Here is a 24,712-nt window from a genome sequence, read left to right as displayed (position 1 = left end):
TTTTCTCTACTACGAATCCTTACTGCCTGTCAATCAGGGTGACAGCTGCCGGAGAGAAAATTTGGCTTTACTCAAGAGGCACATGCAGGCTGATGGGCTCTGGAATCGCCGCTCGGTAAAAAGAAAGGCGTGAGGCGATTACCAGCCGACCTGGTACTTCTGACGACCTGGCGAAGGAGGGCGTCCCCATTTTTTCTGAATTTCACGTATTCCCAGCACTCAGGGTGTTCGGCAATGGTCTTCATCAGCCCTAAATGCAGACCGTGTCCGGATCGGTTGGCGATAACGTGTCCGAGCACAGGGGAGCCAAGAAGGGCGAGGTCGCCAATAATATCAAGCACTTTATGCCGAATGAATTCGTCATCAAAGCGCAGGCCATCTTCGTTGAGAATAGAGCGACGATCCCAATGGATGGCAATGGTATTGGCAAGCGATCCGCCTAAAGCCAGTCCGTTCTGCCACAGGTACTCCACCTGCTCTACAAAACCGAAGGTACGCGCTGAGGCAATCTCCCGGCAAAATCGTTCCTGACTGACGTCAAGGCTGTATGTTTGCTCGTTGATGAGTTCATCATCAAATTGGATTCTGCCGGTAATCTTGAATCCATCATAGGGTTCGATTCTGATCTGTTTGTCCCCTTCCTTGAACTCAATGGGACGGGTGATACGCAGAATTTTTCGCAGAGCGCGCTGACGGATTTTTCCCCCTCTGTTCAAGAGTTGAATAAAAGGCTTGGCGCTGCCATCCATAATCGGGACTTCATGGGAATCGATATCAACTTCCGCATTATCAATCCCAGAGCCGCGAAGTGCAGCCATCAGGTGCTCGGTGGTGGAAACCCGATTGGCCCCCTGGCCGATGGTGGTGGCAAGGGTGGTGTCAACCACATTTTCTGCACGAGCTTCGATGTGCGGTCTACCGGCAACGTCTGAACGGCGAAAACGGATTCCGCTGTTGGCTGCTGCCGGACGAATGGTAAGGTTTACCGTACGGCCGGTATGCAACCCTACCCCGCAACAACTGACGGTACGTTTCAGCGTATATTGGTGAGGCTCAATGAGTGATGCCATATATTCGATCCTATCAAGTATTGAAAAGGGAAGTATCGTATTGATTACTTTCACTTTGCAATAAGCAATCCAAATTACATCTATTGCTCACAAAAAAGAAAAAGTCGTAAAATAAACATACTATTTCAGCATGTTACATCAAAGCAAACCCCCCGAGAACCGATAGCTGGCCATATGGACACCTGTGTCAAATTCAACACAATCCTCTGAATATACCGAGAATGTTGAAATTTCGACACAGGGTGTGGACAAGAAGCGAAATCAGAAGGTTAGCGCTGCACGACACCGAGAATCCGGCTATCAAAGGGTTGACTGCATCGCGTTTCCATACGCAGCCCGTATACTGGTACGGAAAAAGTTGCCCCACTGAGTTTTACCAGGTCTTTTTCCGTGGTGAGGATCGCCTCCGCGCCATTACGCTTCACCGCTGCAGATACGGCAGCAACCTGTTTCAGGGTGTAGGCTGCATGGTCGGGCAAAGCCTGCATTGCAACCACCTCGACACCTTCTCCGGCGAGCGTCCGTCTGAAGGATTCCGGTTTGGCGATACCGCACATGGCGAGGTATTTTTTTGACGGGAGTTGGGCCAGCGCAGTGGGATGGCTGTTCCCTTCTGAGGTCATCTGCACATACCCTGCTACGGCATATTCAGCGAATGTGGTTGGTATATCGGAAAACTTGGAGGCCAGAAGCTCGGCAAACCGCTGGGCGCGCTCCCTGTTTTCTGGAGTAACCCCGGTCATCAAGAAGTCGCTGGCTCTGGCAAGCGCCTTGATTGGTTCGCGAAGATCTCCACCGGGAAAAACCCGGGAGTTGCCCGCCAGGCTGTCTGTGTTAAACAGGACCAGATCGATATCCCGGGCAAGTTGCATATGCTGGAAACCATCATCAAGGACCAGTACATCGGCCCCCATGGAAATGGCCTTTTGCGCAGGGAGCTTACGAACAACGCCGGTCAGCACCGGAACCCCTGGTAAACTTTTAGCCAGTAAAAAGGGCTCATCGCCAGCCGATTTGGGATCAAGCAGAACGGAGGAGCCATCTGACACAATATTGACCGGTTCTCGAGACGCGCCGCCATATCCCCTGCTGATAATAGCCGGCGCATGACCGTTTTCATGCAGCAGTCTCGCAATATATTGAACCACCGGCGTCTTCCCGGTTCCTCCCATGGTCAGGTTACCGACACTGATCACCGGTACGGAAAGCCGATGAGTGGCAAAATAGCCCTTGCGGAAGAAATGCTCCCGCACGCGCATCAGCAAACTATAAACAGGTGAGAAAGGTCGGCCCAGGTGAAAATACAGTTCTCTTGACTTCATAGGTCCTGCCAAAAAAGTAGGGCTCCTCATGAATGGACAACGCAGCAAAAGCCTTGCAGCGCAAACTCATTTTGAGTGCTCAAAGAAAAATCAACCTACGTTTCAGTAACAATAAGAGCGCATTACAGGCGCTCTCTAGGGGGGAGGCTCTTTTCTCCCACGGTGTGTGAGCTCACCCGGCGTCCTCTTTCTCCTTTCCTCGGAACAGTTCCATTGATTTTTAGTGCAATTTTTCTGCTGAATAGGGTATGAAAGGAGCGTTAACGACAGTAGTACGCAATTCCCCAATAATCAACCATGAGGAGGTACGTCACGTGATTTCATCGAAACGAATGTTATCCGCCCTTGCAGCATTTGCTCTTGCAGCAGGTTTTTCTACTGCTGCAGTAGCAGCAGACACCATTAAAATCGGTGTTGCCGGCGCGCACAGTGGAGACCTGGCATCATACGGGATTCCCACAGTAAAGGCAACCGAGCTGGTAGCTCAGGTCCTCAATGAGCAAGGCGGGATTAACGGCGCCAAGGTCGAAGTCCTCGCTGAAGACGACGTATGTAAACCCGAAGTGGCAACCAATACAGCCACCAAGCTGGTCTCCGAAAAGGTCAACGTGGTCATCGGCCATATCTGCTCCGGCGCCACCAAGGCCGCGTTGCCGATTTACCGGGATGCCAATATCGTGGTCATGTCCCCTTCCGCTACCAATCCTGATCTGACCCAGAGCGGAGAATATCCGAATTTTTATCGTACTATCGCTTCTGATGATGCCCAGGCGCGGACGCTAGTCGACTTTGCCGTTGACACATTGAAAGTGAAGAAGATAGCGGTTATCCATGACAAGGGCGATTACGGTAAAGGCCTGGCCGAGTTCGTCCAGACATTCATCACGGATGGCGGTAAAGCAGAAGTGGTGCTCTTTGAAGGCGTTACTCCCGGAGCCGTTGATTACTCAGCCGTTGTGCAAAAGATCAGGCGGAGTGAAGCCGAAGCAGTCATCTACGGTGGCTACCATCCCGAAGCTTCCAAAATCGTCAGCCAAATGCGGAAAAAACGCATGACCACCAAATTTCTTGGTCCTGATGGGGTTAAGGACGATACCTTCATCAATGTTGCAGGCAAAAACGCGGAAGGTGTCTATGCATCCGGTCCGGCAGACGTTTCCAGCAACCCTTTGACCCAAAAATATCGTGAAATGTTCAAAGCCGCTGAAGGTGCTGATCCCGGAGCGTTCTTTGACAATGCGGTTTCAGCAGCTCTGGTCCTGACCAATGCCCTGGCAAAAGCCGGCACTGATTCCGATAAAATTGCCGCTTTCCTCCACAACGAGACCACCGAAACACCTTTCGGAGCGGTAAAGTTTGACAAAATTGGAGAACCTATTGGCATCGGCTTTGTCGTCTACGAAGTCAAGGACGGCAAGTACGTTCAGATTCAATAAGACTATTCCTCTAAAGAGCACATGCCTGGAACCGATTCATCGGTTCCAGGCATTTGTGCTTTTATCTTTCTTTCCGGTCATTATCAATATATCAGCAGGAAACCGTCCCTCCTGATACGGGTAATCTTATGGATTATTTTATCGAACTACTTTTCAGTGGCTTGACTCGGGGCTCCATATATGCCCTTATCGCCCTGGGATATACCATGGTGTACGGAATCATCGGGCTTATAAATTTTGCTCACGGAGAAATTTATATGATTGGTGCATTCACCGCCCTTATTGCTTCCACGGTGCTCAGTATATATGGTTTTCCCCTGCTTGCCATTGTCATTCTTACCGCCCTGGCCGCGATTATCTGGGCCTCGGCCTACGGATACACCATCGAACGTTTGGCATACAAACCACTGCGCAACGCCCCCCGTCTGTCGCCACTCATATCGGCTATTGGCATGTCCATCTTCCTGCAGAACTATGTACTGCTTGCCCAGACATCGGATTTTCAACCTTTCCCTGCACTCATACCTGAGTTTGCTTTTATGGAGCCCTATGCCCACATAGTAGGTTCATCCGATCTTGCAATCCTGGTTGTCTCGGCCCTGGTCATGGTCCTGCTCACCCTGATGATAAAATTTACCCGTACAGGGAAAGCCATGCGCGCTACCGCCCAGGACCGAAAGATGGCACTGCTGGTTGGTATCAATGTCGACAATGTTATTTCTATAACCTTTATTACCGGGTCGGCATTGGCTGCCATCGGCGGATTGCTCATTGCATCGCACATAGGTCAGATAAACTTCTATATTGGTTTCATTGCCGGTATCAAAGCCTTTACAGCAGCCGTACTGGGAGGTATCGGTTCCATCCCGGGAGCTGTACTGGGGAGTTTCATCCTCGGCCTGACCGAATCTTTTGCCACCGGATATGTATCCAGCGACTATGAGGATGTGTTTGCCTTCAGCCTGCTCGTACTGATACTCATCTTCAAGCCTGCAGGCCTTTTGGGTAAATCCACCGTGGAAAAAGTATAATCGCCTTTCACTCACCACAGCCTCGCACATGACGAAGACCAATGCTCTCTCTCAAGGACTTTAAAAACGGATTAACGGTCGCTCTCTGGTTTATCTTCCTGACCTTTCCCCTGCTCGTGGTCAAGATCAACCCCATTGAAAAAACGGTTATCTGGCGCTGGCACAACATGCTCTATGTCGGCGTGGTCGCCCTAGTTGTCTACTTGGTGTCCCGTTTTTTTCTCGCCAGAAAAAAAGCCAGCCAAAAAAAAATCAACCAGCTTTCCGAGGATGAGGAAAAAATTGCCTTCACGGCCAGAATTTTTTCCCAGCCACGGTTCTACATTCCCATCGCCGCGGTCTGTACCATCTTCCTCCTGGTCTTTCCCGCTCTGTTCTCTACCTACCAGGTAAATATCATGATCACCGCCCTGATGTACATCGTACTGGGGCTTGGGTTGAATATCGTGGTCGGAGTGGCTGGTCTGCTGGACCTGGGATATGTCGCATTTTACGCCGTAGGGGCATATTCCTATGCGCTGCTCAACATGCACTACGGGCTCGGTTTCTGGACGGTCCTGCCCATTGGCGGATTGCTTGGTGCGTTGTTCGGCATACTGCTTGGCTTTCCTGTTCTCCGACTGCGCGGAGATTACCTCGCCATTGTCACCCTCGGGTTTGGTGAAATCATTCGCCTTGTGTTGGAAAACTGGGGAGAATTCTCTCAAGGTCCAAGCGGTATCTCCAACATTGATCGCCCTGGATTCTTCGGCATGGACCTCTCCCTGGAAATGTCCATTAACTATATCTATTACCTCACCATCCTGATGGTCATTTTTACCATTTTCGTTGTTAACCGGCTACAAGACTCCCGTATTGGCCGAGCTTGGTTTGCTTTGCGTGAGGATGAAATAGCCTGCCAGGCAATGGGGATCGACCGGATGAAGACCAAACTAACCGCCTTCGCCTTGGGCGCTACCTGGGCCGGGATGGCAGGAGTCATGTTTGCAGCGAAAACCACTTTCGTCAACCCGGCGAGCTTTACCTTTCTCGAGTCAGCTATTATTCTATGTGTCGTTGTTCTCGGGGGCATGGGCTCTATACCTGGGGTAATCGTCGGCGCCTTGGTCCTCATTCTCTTACCGGAATACCTGCGCGCCTTTTCTGACTATCGCATGCTTGTCTTTGGTGCCATCCTGGTTGTCATGATGGTTTTCCGACCACAGGGGCTTATTTCCACCATACGCCGCACCTATACCATCAAAGAATAACTTCTCCTCGCTCTGCTATGGAACCAATTCTCAACGTAAAAGGTCTCACCATGGATTTCGGTGGGATACGTGCACTCGATAACTTGAGCCTGCAGATCAAACCCGGTGAAATCGTAGCCCTCATCGGTCCAAACGGTGCCGGCAAGACGACATTTTTCAACTGCATTACCGGTATTTACAAACCAACAAAGGGTGAGCTTTTATTGACCCCTCCGGGAAAAAAGACCAAAAACCTCAACGGGATGAAACCGAACAAGGTGACCCAGCAGGGACTGGCTCGCACCTTTCAGAACATTCGTTTATTTCCCAATATGACGGTACTCGAAAATGTAATGATCGGCCGTCACTGCCGAACCACCTCCAAGATATTCGGTGCAATTTTCCGAGGTCCGCGAACTCGAAAGGAAGAAAAAGGGATCGTTGATCAGAGCCTTTCCATCCTGCGAAAAGTTAATCTTGATGGTTTTGCCAACGAATATGCCAAAAACCTGCCTTATGGTGCACAACGACGGCTGGAAATAGCCAGGGCCCTGGCGACTGAACCGCTGGTCCTGTTACTCGATGAGCCTGCAGCAGGAATGAATCCCCAGGAAACATTGGAACTCGATGAACTGATCACGCAGATCAGAGACGATGGGCTGGCCATATTATTAATTGAACATGATATGAAACTCGTCATGAACATCTCCGATCATATCTTTGTGGTCGACTATGGAAAGAAAATTGCCGAAGGCACACCTGAACAGGTGGCACAGAATGCCGATGTGATCAAAGCCTATCTCGGGGAGGATCTGGAAAATGCTTGAACTCCGCAAGATTGATACCTATTACGGAAAAATACAGGCCCTGCATCAGATCGAGCTTTCCGTTGAAGAGGGAGAAATCATCACCTTGATCGGCGCCAACGGCGCTGGAAAATCGACGACATTGATGTCCATCAGTGGTATCGTCCCTCCCCGTCGAGGTGAAATCCTTTTCAAGGGAAAACCCATCCACGAACTGCCAGCCGACAAAATCGTCACCCTTGGCATCTGCCAGGTACCTGAAGGGCGTCACATCTTCCCCGAGCTCACGGTTGCGGAAAACCTTGATATGGGTGCTTTTCTGCGTAAAGATAAAAAGGGCATCGAAAATGACCGCGACTACCTCTACAGCCTGTTCCCCATCCTTAAGGAGCGCCGCAACCAACCCGGCGGGAACCTTTCCGGAGGTGAACAACAGATGCTCGCCATCTCCCGTGCATTGATGGCTCATCCCCAGTTGCTGCTGCTGGACGAACCATCCATGGGCCTTGCGCCCCTGGTGACCAAGCAGATCTTCGAGATCATCGAAAAAATAAACCAAGAACAAAATACGACCATTTTCCTGGTTGAGCAAAACGCCAATCTTGCACTGAAAATTGCTGACCGTGGGTATGTAGTTGAAAACGGGAAGATAACGCTTCATGACCAGGCAGATAAATTGCTGGTGAACAAAGACGTGCAGAAAGCCTATCTTGGGATATAAAACGGCTCTGTCTGTTTCCACTACAAACCATTTTTCCGCAGCAACGTCCTGGTGTTGCTGTTTTCTTTTGCCGATTAAAGAGTAACTAGCCGTGAGCAATAAAAAAGTAGGTGTCATTGGTGTTGGATACCTGGGACGCTTTCACGCCCAGAAATACGCTGCCATGAACGATGTGGAGCTCGTCGGAGTGGCTGATATCAATCATTCCCAGGCCGAAAGCGTGGCCCGTGAGTGCGCATGCCGAGCCTTTGCAGACTATAACCAGTTGTTGGACCAAGTGGATGCCGTTTCCGTGGTAGTCCCGACCAGTCTCCATCACGAGGTAACCAGTACCTGTCTACGGCAGGGAGTGGATGTCATGGTGGAAAAACCCTTTACCACCACCCTTGAAGAAGCGGATGAACTGATTGCCTTGGCTGAGCAGCACAAGGCCGTGCTCCAGGTCGGACACCTGGAACGATTCAACCCCGCGGTGATAGCCATGCAACCGCTCCTTGATTATCCGTTGTTCATCGAAGCCCACCGTATTGCCGTATTCAAGGACAGAGGGACAGATGTGGACGTCGTCCTGGACCTGATGATCCACGACATTGACATTATTCTCTCCATCGTCAATGCGCCGATCAAAACCATCCACACGGTAGGCACTCCGGTGGTTACCGAATTCACTGATATTGCCAACGCCCGCCTTATTTTTGAAAATGGCTGTACAGCCAATGTAACGGTGAGCCGTATCTCCATGGACAACATGCGCCGCATGCGCATCTTTCAGCCCGGCCGCTACCTGTCAGTCGATTTCGGGAAAAAGGAAGTGATGTCCATCCAGCTGAAGAAAACTGGAACAACCTCACCCCCCATGCCGGATATAAAAAAATATGGCTTTCGCGAACAGGATGCGCTTGAACTGGAGCTGACTGACTTTGTCGAGAATATCCGCCAACGCCGTCGACCGGCTGTCTCGGGCCTGGAGGGGCGCAGAGCGCTTGATGTTGCGTTACAGGTGGTGGATCAAATCACTACCAACCGTGCTGAAATCGAGCAACTGCTTGGTAAGGCGCCACATGGTTTGGCCTGATCACCTGTCTGCCCCCTGGGCGGTAACTGTAGTAAACGAGCAAACCCATGGACAAGCTTTCCCCATCATCTGAGGCGACTCCCCCGCATATTTTGATAGTTGCCGGCGAAGCGTCCGGTGACATGCACGGTGCCAACCTGGTTAGGGCCATGCACGCTGCCTGTCCTGAGATCACCTTCAGTGGCATGGGTGGTGATGAATTAGCTGCTGCCGGGGTAAAGGTCCTTTTTGATGCCTCTCGAATTGCGGTGGTCGGTATCGTTGAGGTACTCAGTCACCTGCAGGATATTTTTCAGGCCCGCAGAATCCTGCTCGAGGAGATGCGCACCCGTAAGCCATCACTGCTCATCCTGATCGATTTCCCTGACTTCAACCTGCTGCTTGCTGCACAGGCCAAGAAACTTGGCATACCGGTCTTCTACTATATCAGTCCCCAGGTATGGGCCTGGCGCTCATCGCGGGTGCACAAGATTGGGAGGTTATCGCAGCGGGTCGCCACCATTCTGCCCTTTGAACAAAAATTCTACCAGCAACACGGGTACACGGTCGATTATGTCGGGCATCCGCTGCTTGATACCGTCCATCGGTCCCAGCCCAAAGAGGATTTTCTCCGCAAACACAATATACCTCCGGAGACCACCTGCATCTGCATCCTTCCGGGCAGCCGCTCCAAGGAAATCCGCACCTTACTTCCCGATTTTCTGCAGGCGGCCGCTCATTTTCAGCAGCAGCATGCAGGCTCCTGCACCTTCCTTCTGCCTCGCGCACCAACAATTTCCCATGCGCAGCTCAAGGCGTACGGCATGGAGGAGGCACCCCCTCATCTCGATATCAGGGTTATTGACGAGCAACGTTACGACGTTATGGCCGCCTGCGAGGGCGCAATAGCCGCTTCTGGAACAGTCACTCTTGAACTTGCCATCCTGGAAGTTCCCACAGTGGTTGCCTACCGTCTCTCCCCAAAAACCTACCTTATCGGCAAGCTGCTGGTTCGACATGTCGACTACTTCTGCCTGGTTAACCTTATCGGTGATAGCCTGATCTTTCCCGAACTGCTCCAGGAACAGGTAACCCCCGAACGTCTTGCCCGGGAGCTGCGGGACCTGCTCGCGGACAGGCAGCCGGTCATAGACAATCTGCGCCATTTAAAGCAAGTTCTCGGAGGAGCCGGGGCTTCTGGGAAGGCGGCCGCCATAGCCTTGGAAATAATGCATGACAGCCAATGAGGACCATCCGGAATACGACGAGGACGAGACCGCCCCGGTAGAACTTCCCATCGACGGCACCCTGGATCTGCACACTTTCAGCCCACGGGAACTCGGTCACCTCATCCCCGATTATCTTGAGGAATGCCTGGCCCGCGAAATACTTTCAGTGCGAATCATTCACGGAAAAGGAAAAGGCAACTTACGCCGCAGCGTACACGCTATCCTCGAACGGCTTCCCTCTGTGAGCCGATTCCAACTTGCCGATGAAACCGGTGGTTCCTGGGGAGCGACGATCGTTACGCTTCGTCGGCAGGTGGAGTCGCCTGCAGGGGATTGACCAGCCCATTGGCAGAAGCCAGGTTGCGAACCGAGAGCATAAAGGTGGATGGCATGGGCAGGGGCCGCTCCTCCTGAAGAATGCCAAGGGCTTTGGCCATGAGCAACGAGGGTATGGAATGGATTCCTTCCTGATTGTCGCAGATGGTTTTCATCCGCAAAGCATCGGTAAGAAAGGGACACAAGGTTGGAAAACGTTGGTCGAGTGAGCGTAGCTGGGCCTCGACCTCTTCCCGGTTTTCCCGGGCAAAGGCGCTTACAGCAGGGTCTTCCGGTTCGGTGCCGAAAAGGTTATTGACCACTGCTCCGGCGAGCTTCCGCTGATCCGCATCAGCCAGTTCAGCCTGACGGGAGACAATATCCTGATGCAGGTGTTTAAAAAGCACCATCTGAACCATAACAATAGCCTCCCGCATTACCGGGATCACTTTGTTGTCAATGGATTGATCTATTGGGGAGGAATGGGTCGGTGTGGTCATAAAACAATCTTTACAGCTGAAATGTCAACAAGTTGCTGATAGAGCGACAGCCGCTCCTGTTCTGAGTGTACAATCAGTTCCAGGTTCATGCTCACGTAGCGTCCACCGGAACTGGTGTGTGAATCCGTCAGGATATAGGCGCTTTCCTTGATAATGGCAGCAACCGCTGTGACCACCTCTTCGCGACTGGTGGCAATAAGTTTATACTGCCATGGACAGGGATAGGCGATTTCAGGTGTACAGCCCTTGGTGACAACTGGGGGTATCTTTTTCTTCATCCCTGCCTTATACTGTAGCCCACAGCGCAAGACAATATCAAAAAACAAGAAAAGAACGTCAACCGCGCCGAGCGCTCCGCACAGAGCAGGAGAAAAACGGCGGATGCCCATCAGCCTACGAATTATCTTCTATCAACAACTGCCATGTTTATACTTTCCCCCTCCAAAGGACAGGATTTTGACTCACCCTTTTCCGAGAAAGGTGTAACGATCCCTCAATTTCTCGATCAATCGCAGCAGCTTATAGATCTGTTGAAGAAGTACACGGTCCAAGAGCTACAGGACCTGATGCAGGTAAGTGAAAAAATTGCCAGGCTCAACGTTGACCGTTACCGCTCATTTTCTCAGCCCTTTACCACCGTCAATGCCAAACCAGCGCTCTTTGCCTTTACCGGAGATGTGTACAGGGGCATCGCCTTTGACCGGTATTCGCAGGAAGAGCTGGACTTTGCCCAGGAGCACCTACGCATCCTTTCCGGCCTGTATGGCTGCCTGCGGCCGCTTGACCTGATTCAGCCTTACCGCCTGGAAATGAAAACCAGGTTAGCCACCCCCCAAGGAACAAACCTCTACGCCTTCTGGGGGACGACCCTTGCCCAAGCAATCAACAAGAGTGCAGCACATGCCGACTCACCCTTCCTCTTTAATCTGGCCTCTACCGAATATGCCAAGGCAGTTGATCGGAAGGTACTTGAGGTGCCGGTCATTGATATCCTTTTCCAGGAACAAAAAGACGACCAACTGCGTACCATTGCCGTTTTCGCCAAACGTGCGCGCGGCCTAATGGCCGATCACATGATCCGCAACCGGGCAACGCAGCCGGAAGAGGTCAAAGCATTCAACAGGGAGGGCTACTCATTTGCTCCGCAGCTTTCCACTGAACAGCGCTTTGTCTTCACCCGCCCGCAGCCCTGAGCTATACTTTTATGCCACCGGCATGGAGGAAGTGCGTTTCTCCTCTCCGTTAATGAGGGTGATCTGGTCGTTCAGGGTCCACATATCGAAGATATAGCCCAGTCCGAACAGACCGGCGGTCAGGAGGTACACTATACCGGTTATCCACTTGCCCATGTACATGCGGTGAACACCAAACAGACCGAGAAAAACAAGGAGCAGCCAGGCAAGAGTGTAGTCGATGGGACCGACTTCAAATCGGATATCAGCTTCCCTCTCCATCTTGGGAATAAGAAACAGGTCCACGATCCAGCCTATAAACAGTAAGCCTAAAGTAAAAAAATAGATGGTGCCTGATATCGGCTTACCATAATAGAAACGATGGGCTCCAAGAAATCCGAATATCCAGATAATGTAGCCGATGATCAGGTTGTGTGATGACCGCTGTTCTGCCATGAAACCTCTCCTGCAATTTTTTTCTTAAAGAGCTGCACCCGATCGATTGATTGGTGCAGGCGCTCTTCAGTTATCTTCCCGCTATGCAGCAAGGCTGTTATCGCCTTTACCCCTTCCTCGACCGCATCTTCCTGGTTATCAAGATTATTCCCAACAACCAGCATGTCAACACCTGCAACGAATGCCCTTTGCACCGCTTCCCGATATGACCACCCCCGTGTTATGGCGGCCATCTGGAGATCATCGCTGAATACGACGCCGGAAAAATGCAGTTGGCGGCGCAACAGATCATCCATCATGGCCGTGGAAAGCGTGGCCGGTAAACCTGTTGGATCCAGTCCCCGGTGCACCAGGTGTCCACTCATCACTCCGTCACAGTAGCCGTTTGCAATCAGGAGGCGGTACGGTTCGAGTTCGGCCTGGTTCCAGTAGTCGGTAATATCGACAAAGCCCAGGTGGGAATCTTTCCTGGAACTTCCATGCCCGGGAAAATGCTTGATGCAGCACCCCACATGAAACCGGTGATGCTCGCGGACAAAGAGCTCTGCAAAGGCCGCCACCTCTTGAGCTGAGCTACCATAGCTGCGGCCAAAACTGCCGATAGCCGGGTTCTCGGGATAGAGGTTGAGATCAATTACCGGCGCAAAGTTGAGGTTTATGCCATAGTGGGCAAGCATTTCCGCCATCTCCGCAGCCTGTCGGCGGGCCCGATCCCTCCCCAGGTCTGCCAAGGAAGCCGCCCCCAGGCAGGGGGCAAAGCCATCCTGCTCTCGAAGTCGGCATACCTTGCCCCCTTCCTGGTCAACACCGATAAGCAGGTTTTCAGCAAAGTCCTTGAGGGAGCCTACTATCTTCCTGAGGCCCTCCGGGGAGTTAAAATTCTGGGTTGCACCGGAGACATTCCGGTCAAATAGAATAACCCCTCCCAGGCCATGACGATGGATGGCCCGATCAACCCAACAGCCTGGCTGCAGACTCGTTCCCTGAAAGCCGACCAGAAAGAGCTGTCCTATCTGAATATGGTTACTCATTGTTAATGCATACCTTTTATGATTGAGAACGCAAGGCCTGGAAGCAAGGTGTCATAGAGCTGTACCATTGGTGTCAGAAATCTGACTCAACCAACAAACCCTTATCTTCAGCAGGAATGTATATCGTATAAGCAGCCGAAATTCATTATATAAATTTATTAAACCGGTGGCATTGATTTCGCAAAACTCACATTAAGTCTTTCAGGTTATTATTTTTTACGAACACAATAAGGAAACCGCCATGCATGCAACTGTTGCCGCCAGTCATTTCGACACAGAGGTAAAGCGCTCAGTGACCTCGCTTCTTTCAGAGCTTGAGCACTATCGCAGGCAATCCGAACTCCTGCAAAAGGTGAACACACTCCACCACCGTCTGGCCGGCATCCTCGACTTGCCGACCATGCTGGAAACCTACTCCATATGGATGGCGGAACATATCGGGCACGACCTGGTCGGCTATTTCAACTCAACGCACGACAAGATGCACATGTACTGTTCCAGTCATGGGCCGCAACGACGCTATGCGATCACAGTGGTCGAAGGACTTCTGCGGGAAGACAGCTCGTTTAACGGACTCGAACCCCAGGGCGACATGTGGTGTTACCGATGGCATTCGACGTCCTCAGAAAGCACCAGCAACTTTGTGATTGTGCGAAGAGTCGATAAATTTACCGAAGAAGAGGTAGCTTTTCTGGAACAGTCACTGGCAGTCATCGATGCGCCGCTGAAAAGGGCGCTGGCGTTTGAAGAGATTTTCAGCCAGGCCAGAAAAGATCCCCTCACCGATCTGCCCAACCGTTTTGTCTTGGAAGAACGGATTACTGGCATGATGGAACAGGCAAAACGGTACAACCGTCCCCTCACCCTGGCTGCCCTCGATCTCGACCATTTCAAGTCGATCAATGACACCCTGGGACACTTTGAGGGAGACCGCATCCTGCAACGCGTTGCCAGCGAGCTGCAGCAGCAGATACGGGTGCCCGACCTGCTGGTTCGAATGGGCGGAGATGAGTTTTTACTGGTCCTTCCCGATACCAACCTGCAGATGGCGCAATGCCTCGCTGAACGGTTGTGTAGGGCTATCGACCGAATGCATGTATCCACTGCCACCGGCAAGCTCGGTATAAGTATCGGCTTGTGTCAGTGGCGCCAGGATATGAGCAAGGAACAGTGGCTCGAAACAGCCGACGATACCCTTTATCGAGCGAAAGCCCGGGGAAAGGCGCAAGTGGTTATCAACTGATCGGGGTTGTAAAAGCCTCCCCCTAAAAAGGGAAAAAAACCGTATGATTTCCCCCTGGGGGACGCAGCTTCCCTCCAACCGGTCAACGCCCTGTATCTTTACGTTGCCTGGGCGACCGCTATGACCAGAGGAATCGAGTGGAGATCACTCTGCCGTTGTTGAGTGGTTCCCAGTTTCCACTCCTCGCATGAATACTCATCCCCCAGCAGTCCATCGATTTCCTTGACCAACCCCGTCAGATTGATAATCGGGTGACGAGTAAAGACATCGGGCAAGCCATAGGTCAGATTGCACGCCAGACATTTCCCCGGACGCTCATGAAGGTTCAAGCTCAGATGCAAGGTTTGGTCTGCGCTGTCATATCGGTCATATGCCAGCCGAATATCAAAGGAGCCCTCCTGGGCATCTCCAAAAAGAGCATCAAAAAAATCGTTACTGCGCACGACCGGAAACAGTTCGTCGAGCTTGTCTGTGGTGAAAAGTTCGGCAAATCGATCCATATTTTCTCTAACCTCTGTTCGCGTACTCGGCAACCAGCCATGCACAACCTGGCGGTCACTTATTATGGTGGAGGAACTGATAAAAAAAGTTACTTCTAATCTGTCCTTGCAGGAGTGTCAACAGCCATTGCTTCTCTTTGTCTGCTGTGGTAGGTAATGGACCATGCAAAAAAACCTCTTTGATGAACGAGCCATATCCGCAGTGTCCCCTTCCCCCCTGTCACTGACCGAGGACCTCAACCCTGCCCAACGTGCGGCTGTCACCTCCCCTGACGGACCGGTACTGGTAATCGCAGGAGCAGGCAGCGGTAAAACCAGAACCCTGGTGTACCGTATGGCCTACCTGATCGAGCAGGGGGTGGACCCGGAATCCATCCTGCTGCTGACCTTTACCCGAAAAGCAGCGCAGGAAATGCTGTGGCGGGCCGGACAACTCACCGACCAGGCCTCTCAGCGAATAATCGGCGGCACCTTCCACGCTACTGCCAACATCCTTCTTCGCCGCTACGGCCACTACCTGGATATTCATCCACGCTTTACCATTATTGACCGCGGTGATGCCGAAGGAATTATCAACCTGATAAAATCGTCACTCGGATTGGCTGGCGCCGGAAAACGATTTCCCAGTAAACGGATCATCATGAATCTGATCTCCGGTGCGATCAACAAGTCCAGTACCATTGACGACCTTGTCCATGACGGGCATGTGCATCTTTCTGAATTCATAGAGGATTTTCATACTATCAACCAGCATTACAACCAGTTCAAGGCAGATCACGGCCTCATGGACTACGATGACCTGCTGGTCAACTGGCAGCGTCTGCTCACTGAATCCGAAGATGCCAAGGCTGCTGTCAGCTCGCGCTTTCAACATATCCTTGTCGACGAATACCAGGACACCAACCTTATCCAGGCGCGAATCGTCCGGTCATTGGCCTCGCATCACGACAACGTTATGGTGGTCGGGGACGATGCCCAGTCGATTTACAGCTTTCGGGGGGCGGATTTTTACAACATTATGCGGTTTTCCGAACAGTTCCCCGGTACCGAAATCATCAAGCTCGAGGAAAACTACCGCTCAACCCAGCCCATCCTGGAACTGACCAATGCGGTTATCCGCAACGCGGAAGAAAAATTTACCAAATCGCTGTTTACTTCCATCACCGGTGGCGCCCGGCCAACGGTGTATGCTGCCAGAAACGAAGCCGAAGAGGCACGGTATATCGTCAAACAGATCCAGATGCTCAAGGACGAGGGGGTACCGGTCAGGGAGATCGCGGTCCTTTTTCGTTCGGGATTCCATTCCTATAAACTGGAAATGGAGCTGACAAGTAATTATCACCATTTTGAAAAACGGGGCGGCATGAAGTTAACCGAGTCTGCCCACATCAAGGATATACTCTCCTTCTTCCGGATACTGGTCAACCCATGGGACACCCTGTCCTGGAACAGAATCCTGCTGCAGTTGGACAAGGTTGGCCCTAAGACTGCGCATAAGATCATCAACTTCATTAAAACCCACGATTCCCCCACTGCCGCGCTTGCGGGGTACAAACCGGGGAAAACCTGGAAAAGTGGGTTTGACGAGCTGCTGACCACCCTGCAGGCCATCGACCAGCCAGGACTTACGCCCTCTGTCATCTATGACCGGGTGATCGAATACTACCTGCCGATATTCGAAAAAATCTACTACGACGACTATCCCAAACGCCGCAAGGAACTTGACCAGATCAGCGCACTCATCAGCGGCTATGGCGACCTGCAGTCCTTTGTGGACGACACGGCCCTTGATCCACCGGAAAATATCTCGGCAGGAGAACAGCAGGGGGAAGAGGGCAAATTGATTTTATCCACCATACACTCAGCAAAAGGACTCGAGTGGGACGTGGTCTTTGTTATAGGCCTTGCTGAAGGACGCTTTCCTCATCAGAATGCCATCCCGGGAGGACAATGGGAGGAAGAGCGACGCCTACTGTACGTAGCGGCAACCAGGGCAAGAAAGCGGCTATTTCTCACCTATCCGTGCGAAATGACCATGCCTGACCGTCAATTCCGCAGGACCGGGATGTCTCCCTATCTTAGAGAAATACCGCAGGGACTTTATGGGAAAGAACAAACGGATGCCCTTTCCGGAGCGGGGGTGTCCTCTTCGTCGTCCTCTCTTCCCGGGGGCAGTCCCAAGAAACAATCAGCGCGACAGACGTTCACTCCCGGTATGCGGGTGCGCCACAATTACTTCGGGCTGGGAAAAGTCGTTGCCATTCCCGGACCGCGAAGGGTGGAAGTCGCCTTTGATCGCCACGGAACCAAGATTCTCCACCTTGACTATGCCAAACTTGACATTTGCTCCTGAAAGCATCACTGCTCCCCCTCCGCAACACATCATTTCTCCCGTACACTTTCCGCGCCGTTGTCCATGAATTACCAGCAAGCTATTGCCTACCTCGACGACCTGCAACTGTTCAAGATCAAACTCGGACTGGAATCGGTCAATGCCCTGCTCGACCGATTTGGTCGCCCGCAGGAAGCCTACCCTACCATCCATCTGGCTGGTACCAACGGCAAGGGTTCGGTTGGCGCGACGCTTGTCAGCCTGTTCTCCCACAGCGGGTACAAGGTTGGCTTTTATTCCTCACCCCACCTGCAGAGTGTTCGCGAACGGTTCACCATCAACACCGCCTGCATCTCCCGCAAGGAATTCGCCGCCTTAACTGCTGTTATTCGTCAAGAGCTGGAACCTCAACAGGTAACCTATTTCGAATTCACCACGGCCTTGGCCTTCCTCTGGTTTCAGCAGCAACAGGTTGATCTTGCCGTCATCGAAACCGGTCTTGGCGGTCGACTGGATGCCACCAACGTTCTCCACCCCCTGGTTTCAGTCATTACCACCATCAGCCTTGATCACCAGGAACATCTCGGCGAGAGCCTCGAGCAAATTGCCGCGGAAAAAGCAGGGATCATCAAGTCAGATACTCCCGTGATCTGTGGAGCAAAGGAACAGCCGGCCCAAGGCATCATTCAGCAAACATGCGATCGCCTCCACTCCAGGTGTTACACCCTGCAGCAGGATTTCACCTGTACAGCCCAAAACAAAGCCTGTTTCACCTACACCGGCATCCACGGAAAAAGCATCAGCAACCTGCACCCTTCTCTCGCGGGCAGCCATCAACAAGACAACACCTGCCTGGCTCTCGCTGCTGCCGAAGTGGTGCATGATGCTGGGCTACCGCTGGACAATGCGGTGATCCCCCAAGCGATAAAGCAGGCCCGCTGGCCCGGCCGCTTGGAAACCATTCACCATGGCCACGGTGCAAACAAACGGACCTACCTGCTGGACGGCGCCCATAACGAAGCCGGAATCGAAGCCCTTTTGGCCGCTCTTGAACTGCAGAAGCAACATACCGGTCTCTGCCTCATCTGGGGCAGCATGGCCGACAAACAGTTTGGCCCCAACTGGCATGCACTCCTCATCCTAGCAAAACGAATTATCCTGACCCAGGCCGAACAACGCAGATCGTCCACCGCAAACCGCCTGCTCCCCCTGGTACCGCCTCGCCTCCGCCACAAGGTCACCTGTACAGGGGATGTCTCCCAGGCACTGCAACTGGCCAGAGAAACCACTCAGCCCGAAAACCTTATCCTCATCGCCGGTTCACTCTACCTGGTAGGCGCAGCCAGGCATTGTCTTCTGGTTGACCACACTGCACAAGGAGCTGAAGATGGAGTACTTTAGCCTGGACAGCATTGATGAATCAATTATCAAAGCAGAGAAAAACAAGGCCAGGAAGCTGCGTCGCACCAGGTGGTGGCAGCAAAAGACCGCATCCGGAACCTGTTACTATTGCGGGCAAAAAGTTGGCTACGCCAACCTGACCATGGACCATGTCATCCCGCTTGCACGAGGCGGAAGATCCACCAAGGACAACCTTGTGCCCTGCTGCAAGGATTGCAACACAAAAAAACAATCCTCCCTGCCGGTGGAATGGGAGGAGTATATGGATCAACTGCAAAAGAAGTGATCCCGCCGCCCTATTCTTTCGTTTACATGCTGCCGCAACCGGTGTATATAGCAGACACTTTCTTGTTGCGCTGAAAGCGGGTTCCCTCCCGCTGCACAATAACAAATCATCATGGGCGGGTAGCTCAGCTGGATAGAGTGTCGGCCTCCGAAGCCGAAGGCCGCGGGTTCGAATCCCGCCTCGCCCACCACAATTATACTCCAAGCAGTTCCAAAACATCCCTTTAGCGCCAGAATACAGAGTCTTAAGGGGCACCCATCATTCATAACGGTTCATAAGCGGTATTGACATACCATTTTTTTGTCGGTATTTTTGACGGTACTTTAAACCTAGCGCATGGTTTTATACCGTCAACGATGGAGCGATAAGAATATGGCTAGCGAAAAATTAACAGCGATCCAGGTAAAAAATGCTAAGTATGAAGGACGGCCTTACAAACTATCAGATGGTGGCGGACTATACCTACTTGTAAATAAATCAGGAAAATATTTTCGGTATGATTACCGATTCAATGAAAAGCGGAAAACCCTTGCCATAGGACCCTATTCTAAAACTCCACTCGCTAAAGCCCGAGAACTTCACAAAGAAGCACGGAAGTTGCTATCCAGCGGTGTCGACCCTTGCCTACATAAAAAACAAACAAAACTAGCAAAAAAAACATCCAGTGTTGAAACGTTTGAAGCTCTAGCTAGGGAATGGTTTGACAAAAAAAAGGCCAAGTGGGTAGACCGCTATTCCAGGACAATAATGCAAAGGCTGGAGTTGAACGTTTTCCCCTATATTGGGACAATGGCACCCAATGACATTTCACCAGCTATCCTGCTTAATGTATTGCAACGAATGGAAGCGAGAGGGGTACACGACACTACACGACGTGTACGGCAGATTTGCTCTAAAATATTTCAATATGGCATTGCGGCAGAGTGCGTCGACCGCAACCCGGCAGAAGACATCAAAGGGCTACTGACTACCGTAAAACCTAGCCACATGCCGACCATCAAAGAACCTTATAAAATAGGTGAACTTTTACGTGCAATTGATGGATATTCAGGAAATTTTACAACATTGTGTGCTTTAAGACTTGCACCAATACTTTTCGTTCGCCCCGGTGAGTTAAGGCACATGCAGTGGAATGAATTAGACCTCGACAATGCTGTATGGAAAATACCCGGTCACAAAATGAAAATGCGAGTGGACCATGTCGTACCTTTACCAAAACAGGCTATCGCTATACTACATGAGATTGAACCTGTAACAAAATTCCTTCCCGGCTCAAAAAAATACGTATTCCCCTCGATCCGCTCCAATGACAGGCCAATGTCTGACAACACGATTAACGCTGCATTGCGTCGGCTAGGGTACACCAGTGATGAAATCGTAGGGCATGGTTTTCGCGCAATGGCTTCAACCAATTTACACGAAAAAGGATGGCGTTCTGAGGTTAAAGAAAAACAACTTGCACATAATGATAAAAATTCCGTACGTGCTGCTTATAACCACGCCGAGCATCTACCTGAACGCATAGAAATGATGCAGCACTGGGCAGACTATCTGGACAGTTTGAAAAATATGCCAAGATAACTTCCAACTGAGATGTTTTTTACAAATAGTGCTACTTACGATTGCAACTATACACCTGGTAGTGTATAATGAAACATTATGACAATTTATGAATTGTCGTAGCAAATATCATTTTCCGGGAAACCAATGAGCCCCGCCTAATATCAGGTCGCGCTCGCGTTTTACACTAAACCGGAACGCACATCACCGCGCCTCCTAAAGGGAGCCCCCGTGATTCATACAGAATTGCGAGGCTCCCTTTTTTTGTTGCCTCGTACAATGCCGGACACCGGCAAAGAGGTGATATTCCTATGAATCCTGCAAACAATGAAATCTGGAGAAAAGAACAAACCGTAAGGGTAACGGGTCTGTCTTGGTCGACAATTCGTCGATACGAGAAGGCGGGCGACTTTCCCCAGCGTATTAAACTGGGTAAACGGTCTGTTGGCCACCTTGCTAGTGAGGTCTACTCTTGGATGGCTAATCGGGAACGTGTTGTAATCCAGGGGGAGGTGTGAAGAATGACCAACAAAAGAAAAGCGGTTTCCCCTGTAAAGGCTGCCACCTCGGGAGAAACCACCTCAACCAAACACTATGATTATAGCAGTAAAAATTCATTTAATCAACATGTTAGCGACAATTCCAGCACTTCACAACGGGCCAAAATACTTCATTATTTGAAAAATACAGGACCGCTCACAACACTCCAAGCACGACACATTCTCGACATAATGCATCCGGGCATGAGGGTATTTGAACTCCGTCAAATTGGACATCCAATTGAAACAGTGTGGACCGAGGATATAACCCCAGAAGGAAACCTTCACCGTGTTGGCCAATACATTCTTCTCCCGAGCAAGCAACTTCCCCTTCCAGGCTTCGATTTAGAAGATAAGGGCAGCATTAATACGTGCTGCCCTGGGGGGGTGTAAAATGTCTACCCTTGCAGAGCACATTGCCCATGCCTTAGGCCAAGGCAAAGAGCGGCAAAACGGCGACGGGTGGTCCACCATTTGCTGTTGCCATGAGGACACCAACCCTTCTTTATCCATCAAGGATGACAACAGCGGGGGCGTAATACTCCATTGTCATGCCGGTTGTGATGCCCTTGCTATTAAAGATGCGTTACGGGCAAGAGGGTTGTTACCAGAGTGGCAACCAAATCAGGGCAGCGGGAAGGACTATGGCCAATATACCGAAGCAAAGCCCCATGAAAATGAACAGGAATCATTTGTCTGGAAGATGGCTAAACCTGATGACACCAACATAAAGCGGTATTTCTCCAACCGGTCAATAACCCTCGATCAGGTCCCCAAATGCTTAAAGTGGGGCAGCTACACCGATAAAAAGACCGGCGAACAAATAAACCAGATTGTTTGTGCTGTCAGTAAGCCGGGTGACCCCTCCCCCCCTGCCGTTCAAAGGCTGTTCATTCATACCGAGCAATGGACCAAGAAGGGGCAAAAAATGCTAGGTCCTTGTAGTAGCCGAGGTGTCTGGTTTGACCATAAAGGAGATATGCGTTCACTCCTCGTTGGTGAAGGGGTGGAAACAACCCTCTCAGCGGTACAGACAACGTTTATAAATGGGGTGGCTGCTCTTAGCGCAACCAACATGCCGTTGATAGTTGTTCCTGATGAGACTGAAAATCTCTTTGTGCTGGTAGATAGCGATCCCGCGCAAAAAGGCATGGCCGGTCAACATGCTGCGTATGAGTTGGCCAAAAAGTTTGATGGCAGCAGGGAGAACAGGACTGCATACCTAGTTACCCCTGACGATACATGCTTCACGGCAAAGCCGGTAAAGCTTGATTTTAACGACCTGCTAAAAGCTGACCCTCAAGGCGACACCATCCGAGAGAGGGTGAGAGTTGCGACAGCCTTCCAGGACCTTGAATGGCAACCGACCAACAAACAGGAAATCCAGGTCAAACAGAACAGTAAGCCCAAGTCACCGCAGGATATATTCAGCAAGTATGCTGTCTCTGATGACTATATCGACGGTATAGGCAAAGAGGTGTTCCTCTACCTAAACCTGATTATCAAAAACCATATTCTGGTGATCATCGCCGAGTCAGGCGGGGGCAAAACGACATTCCTGTTTTTTTACGTTGCGCCACGCATTGCCGAACAGGGCTATACCGTCCTGTACTTCGATGCAGACTCTCCCCCTTCTGACCACCCGCGAATGAAAAAACATGCTGATGAACATGGATTCCAACACCTGATACCTGACCTTAACCAGGGCACCAGTGTTGCCGGTCTTGTTGCAGACCTTGAGGCAATGGCCGGTGATCAAGCAGACCTCAGTGGGTATGTGCTGATTTTCGACACCTTGAAAAAGTTTATCGACCTGATGAGTAAGCAATCAGCAAAGGATTTCTTTGTTTTGATGCGCAAGCTTACCAAGTTGGGTGCAACCATTGTTTTACCCGGACACGCAAACAAGCACAGGGACAGCAACGGAAACCTAGTGTTTGAAGGTGTTGGTGATGTCCGGTCAGATTGTGACGATATGATCATCTTTGAAAAGGAAAAAAAGCATGACGACTCCATCGACGTAACCACAATATGCGATCCCAATAAAGGCGCAAAGGTTCGCGGCCTCTTCAAACCATTCTCTTTCAATATCTCCCCTGAAAGAGAAATCACTTTTTATGATACTCCACTTCAACTTATAGACTTCAGCCAAACTGGTACACCAAAGGCAACCGATGAGGAAATATTGACCGTTGCTGAGCAGTACCTCAAGGACCGGGGAGAGCCTATTATACAGAGCGAGCTTGTCGATTATGCCTGTGATGCTGTCGAGGGCACAGCCGGTAAAGAGCGGGTGCGGAAACTAATTGTCAAGCGAGCAATGCTAAAGGACAAATTCACATCGAAAGAAGAAGTGCCTCTTGGCGCGAGGTTTGTCTTTACGGCGGGGGAACGGAACAAGCGACTTTTCGAACTACCACCCGAACCGCCAAAGCAGCAACCAGTATTCGGGGAGGCTGTCTAATGTTGTCCATGAAAAAAATGAGCTTCTCGGGCCGCACTACCCAACTTCAGTTTCTCAATAAAGGGCGGGGGGGTTAGCTGAGTTATTAATATAACTGAGATACTGAGAAACTGAGAAGCTATGTGATTACTTACAGTTACATTTTTTCATGGGTCAATCCAGTTTCTCAGTTTCCCAGCCACACCCCCCCCTGCAACCGAGAAACTGAACAGGCAGAGAGCAAAATCATCACGTTGGAAATTTATTGAACCACGAAAGACTAATAAAACAGAGAGGAAAATCGAATGCTAACACGAGAACAAATTATTGAAAAAATTGCTAAAACCGACTTCTTCAAGTCACTCGAGAAAGAGGAAGTTGATCGTATTACACAGGAGCGCAAGGAGGCAGTTGCGTCGCTCAAGACTGCGGAAAAGGCTTCTGCCAAGGCTCACCGCGAACTTGAAAAAAGGGTGGAAGTGAAACGTAAGGAACTCCGAGCAGCAGAACAGCGCAAACGCGAACTTCAGCGTGAGTTCAACGCACTCGAGCATGATTTTTACAACGTCCCTGAAGCACTTGTGCGCCGCGAGAAGGCAAGAGTTGAACGGTTCTTGAGGGAAACCGCCCACAGTCGAATTGATGATGCGATCAGCCTATTTCGGAAAGGTATAACTGCATTCCGGGGTAAGGAGATCTACGCAGTCGCCTATAACAAGCAGCTAAATTTTACGACTTTAAGTTACGACTTCAAGATTGACACCAATTACGACAGGCTGGCGGAGGGCGTTCTTTTTTCTCAGCGCGGTATTGAAGAACTTCGGTCAATGCAATTTGACCCAGTGCTGGACGAGGAAAAGCTGGAAGGCCTCATTTCTGGCCTCTACGAGCGTGCAAAGGGTGCTGGAGTAGTTCTTTCGCAGCTCGACCAGTAGCACAAAAGGGGCTGAAACATGCCCCTTTTATCAGTGTTTCTTTACTTTTCCTTCGATTACCATAAAAAAATCTAAAAATTGCGGAGCGAGAGAAATTTGGG

The 24,712-nt window shown here is 51.0% G+C and carries 25 protein-coding genes and 1 tRNA gene; 19 read left to right on the top strand and 7 right to left on the bottom strand.

Annotated features, from left to right (window positions below; all coding sequences use genetic code 11):
- Nucleotides 1–71: 71 nt before the first annotated feature.
- Both lpxC and lpxK read right to left on the bottom strand, forming a co-directional pair.
- Nucleotides 72–1,070: a UDP-3-O-acyl-N-acetylglucosamine deacetylase gene (gene lpxC / locus ACZ52Z_RS03535; RefSeq protein WP_464269379.1), complete on the bottom strand. Its 999-nt coding sequence runs from the start codon at nt 1,068–1,070 to the stop codon at nt 72–74.
- 269 nt (nt 1,071–1,339) lie between these two features.
- Entirely contained in the window at nt 1,340–2,392 is a 1,053-nt protein-coding gene (lpxK, locus tag ACZ52Z_RS03530; protein WP_464269378.1) for a tetraacyldisaccharide 4'-kinase, read from the bottom strand.
- A 332-nt stretch (nt 2,393–2,724) separates the two neighbouring features.
- On the opposite strand from lpxK, the gene ACZ52Z_RS03525 reads away from it, so the two are divergent.
- The 8 genes from ACZ52Z_RS03525 to ACZ52Z_RS03490 all read left to right on the top strand — a co-directional run bounded on the left by ACZ52Z_RS03525 (nt 2,725) and on the right by ACZ52Z_RS03490 (nt 10,235).
- The gene (locus ACZ52Z_RS03525; RefSeq protein ID WP_464270751.1) at nt 2,725–3,828 is read left to right on the top strand and encodes a branched-chain amino acid ABC transporter substrate-binding protein; all 1,104 of its coding nucleotides are present in this window, start codon (nt 2,725–2,727) and stop codon (nt 3,826–3,828) included.
- Between the two features lie 128 nt (nt 3,829–3,956).
- On the top strand, nt 3,957–4,859 hold the full coding sequence (locus ACZ52Z_RS03520; protein ID WP_464269377.1) for a branched-chain amino acid ABC transporter permease: 903 nt from the start codon (nt 3,957–3,959) through the stop codon (nt 4,857–4,859).
- A 41-nt stretch (nt 4,860–4,900) separates the two neighbouring features.
- On the top strand, nt 4,901–6,109 hold the full coding sequence (locus tag ACZ52Z_RS03515) for an ABC transporter permease subunit (RefSeq protein WP_464269376.1): 1,209 nt from the start codon (nt 4,901–4,903) through the stop codon (nt 6,107–6,109).
- A 17-nt stretch (nt 6,110–6,126) separates the two neighbouring features.
- Nucleotides 6,127–6,915 (top strand): ABC transporter ATP-binding protein, encoded by a 789-nt coding sequence (locus ACZ52Z_RS03510; protein WP_464269375.1) that lies wholly within the window; start codon nt 6,127–6,129, stop codon nt 6,913–6,915.
- Entirely contained in the window at nt 6,908–7,615 is a 708-nt protein-coding gene (locus ACZ52Z_RS03505) for an ABC transporter ATP-binding protein (protein ID WP_464269374.1), read from the top strand. Before ACZ52Z_RS03510 ends, ACZ52Z_RS03505 begins: the two co-directional genes overlap by 8 nt.
- A 91-nt stretch (nt 7,616–7,706) precedes the next feature.
- Entirely contained in the window at nt 7,707–8,690 is a 984-nt protein-coding gene (locus ACZ52Z_RS03500; protein WP_464269373.1) for a Gfo/Idh/MocA family oxidoreductase, read from the top strand.
- 47 nt (nt 8,691–8,737) lie between these two features.
- On the top strand, nt 8,738–9,916 hold the full coding sequence (gene lpxB / locus ACZ52Z_RS03495) for a lipid-A-disaccharide synthase (protein ID WP_464269372.1): 1,179 nt from the start codon (nt 8,738–8,740) through the stop codon (nt 9,914–9,916).
- Nucleotides 9,903–10,235, top strand: a complete 333-nt coding sequence (locus ACZ52Z_RS03490; RefSeq protein ID WP_464269371.1) for a Smr/MutS family protein — start codon at nt 9,903–9,905, stop codon at nt 10,233–10,235. The genes lpxB and ACZ52Z_RS03490 overlap by 14 nt, the downstream gene beginning before the upstream one ends.
- On the opposite strand, the gene ACZ52Z_RS03485 is transcribed toward ACZ52Z_RS03490, so the two are convergent.
- Both ACZ52Z_RS03485 and ACZ52Z_RS03480 read right to left on the bottom strand, forming a co-directional pair.
- Nucleotides 10,195–10,713, bottom strand: a complete 519-nt coding sequence (locus ACZ52Z_RS03485; RefSeq protein WP_464269370.1) for a hypothetical protein — start codon at nt 10,711–10,713, stop codon at nt 10,195–10,197. The genes ACZ52Z_RS03490 and ACZ52Z_RS03485 overlap by 41 nt on opposite strands.
- Nucleotides 10,710–10,991, bottom strand: a complete 282-nt coding sequence (locus ACZ52Z_RS03480) for an HP0495 family protein (RefSeq protein ID WP_464269369.1) — start codon at nt 10,989–10,991, stop codon at nt 10,710–10,712. Before ACZ52Z_RS03480 ends, ACZ52Z_RS03485 begins: the two co-directional genes overlap by 4 nt.
- Nucleotides 10,992–11,135: 144 nt before the next feature.
- On the opposite strand from ACZ52Z_RS03480, the gene yaaA reads away from it, so the two are divergent.
- Nucleotides 11,136–11,906, top strand: a complete 771-nt coding sequence (gene yaaA / locus ACZ52Z_RS03475; RefSeq protein ID WP_464269368.1) for a peroxide stress protein YaaA — start codon at nt 11,136–11,138, stop codon at nt 11,904–11,906.
- A 9-nt stretch (nt 11,907–11,915) separates the two neighbouring features.
- Here the strand turns inward: yaaA and ACZ52Z_RS03470 are convergent, their stop codons facing one another.
- The gene (locus ACZ52Z_RS03470) at nt 11,916–12,341 is read right to left on the bottom strand and encodes an NINE protein (RefSeq protein WP_464269367.1); all 426 of its coding nucleotides are present in this window, start codon (nt 12,339–12,341) and stop codon (nt 11,916–11,918) included.
- A complete protein-coding gene (locus ACZ52Z_RS03465) occupies nt 12,311–13,372 on the bottom strand; it encodes a glycoside hydrolase family 3 protein (RefSeq protein ID WP_464269366.1) in 1,062 nt (353 codons plus the stop codon). Before ACZ52Z_RS03465 ends, ACZ52Z_RS03470 begins: the two co-directional genes overlap by 31 nt.
- Nucleotides 13,373–13,613: 241 nt before the next feature.
- On the opposite strand from ACZ52Z_RS03465, the gene ACZ52Z_RS03460 reads away from it, so the two are divergent.
- Nucleotides 13,614–14,615, top strand: coding sequence for a GGDEF domain-containing protein (locus ACZ52Z_RS03460; protein WP_464269365.1), 1,002 nt, complete (start codon nt 13,614–13,616; stop codon nt 14,613–14,615).
- 98 nt (nt 14,616–14,713) lie between these two features.
- On the opposite strand, the gene ACZ52Z_RS03455 is transcribed toward ACZ52Z_RS03460, so the two are convergent.
- Entirely contained in the window at nt 14,714–15,115 is a 402-nt protein-coding gene (locus tag ACZ52Z_RS03455) for a pancreas/duodenum homeobox protein 1 (protein WP_464269364.1), read from the bottom strand.
- A 163-nt stretch (nt 15,116–15,278) separates the two neighbouring features.
- On the opposite strand from ACZ52Z_RS03455, the gene ACZ52Z_RS03450 reads away from it, so the two are divergent.
- From ACZ52Z_RS03450 to ACZ52Z_RS03410, 9 genes are all read left to right on the top strand, one after another.
- Entirely contained in the window at nt 15,279–17,468 is a 2,190-nt protein-coding gene (locus ACZ52Z_RS03450; RefSeq protein ID WP_464269363.1) for an ATP-dependent helicase, read from the top strand.
- Between the two features lie 63 nt (nt 17,469–17,531).
- Nucleotides 17,532–18,848, top strand: coding sequence for a bifunctional folylpolyglutamate synthase/dihydrofolate synthase (locus ACZ52Z_RS03445; protein WP_464269362.1), 1,317 nt, complete (start codon nt 17,532–17,534; stop codon nt 18,846–18,848).
- A complete protein-coding gene (locus ACZ52Z_RS03440) occupies nt 18,835–19,134 on the top strand; it encodes an HNH endonuclease (RefSeq protein WP_464269361.1) in 300 nt (99 codons plus the stop codon). Before ACZ52Z_RS03445 ends, ACZ52Z_RS03440 begins: the two co-directional genes overlap by 14 nt.
- Nucleotides 19,135–19,247: 113 nt before the next feature.
- Nucleotides 19,248–19,324, top strand: a tRNA-Arg gene (locus ACZ52Z_RS03435).
- Nucleotides 19,325–19,506: 182 nt separating this feature from the next.
- Entirely contained in the window at nt 19,507–20,715 is a 1,209-nt protein-coding gene (locus ACZ52Z_RS03430) for a tyrosine-type recombinase/integrase (protein WP_464269360.1), read from the top strand.
- A 290-nt stretch (nt 20,716–21,005) separates the two neighbouring features.
- Nucleotides 21,006–21,212, top strand: coding sequence for a helix-turn-helix transcriptional regulator (locus tag ACZ52Z_RS03425; protein ID WP_464269359.1), 207 nt, complete (start codon nt 21,006–21,008; stop codon nt 21,210–21,212).
- A gap of 3 nt (nt 21,213–21,215) precedes the next feature.
- Nucleotides 21,216–21,626 carry a helix-turn-helix domain-containing protein gene (locus ACZ52Z_RS03420; protein WP_464269358.1) on the top strand — a complete coding sequence of 137 codons (411 nt, stop codon included), beginning with the start codon at nt 21,216–21,218 and terminating at the stop codon, nt 21,624–21,626.
- A gap of 1 nt (nt 21,627) precedes the next feature.
- Nucleotides 21,628–23,697: a toprim domain-containing protein gene (locus ACZ52Z_RS03415; RefSeq protein WP_464269357.1), complete on the top strand. Its 2,070-nt coding sequence runs from the start codon at nt 21,628–21,630 to the stop codon at nt 23,695–23,697.
- A 284-nt stretch (nt 23,698–23,981) separates the two neighbouring features.
- Complete coding sequence (locus tag ACZ52Z_RS03410; RefSeq protein WP_464269356.1) at nt 23,982–24,611, top strand: hypothetical protein; 630 nt, start codon at nt 23,982–23,984, stop codon at nt 24,609–24,611.
- The last annotated feature ends 101 nt before the right edge of the window (nt 24,612–24,712 follow it).

The organism is Desulfogranum aggregans (assembly GCF_055398265.1).
This window is presented reverse-complemented; position numbering and strand designations above follow the sequence as displayed.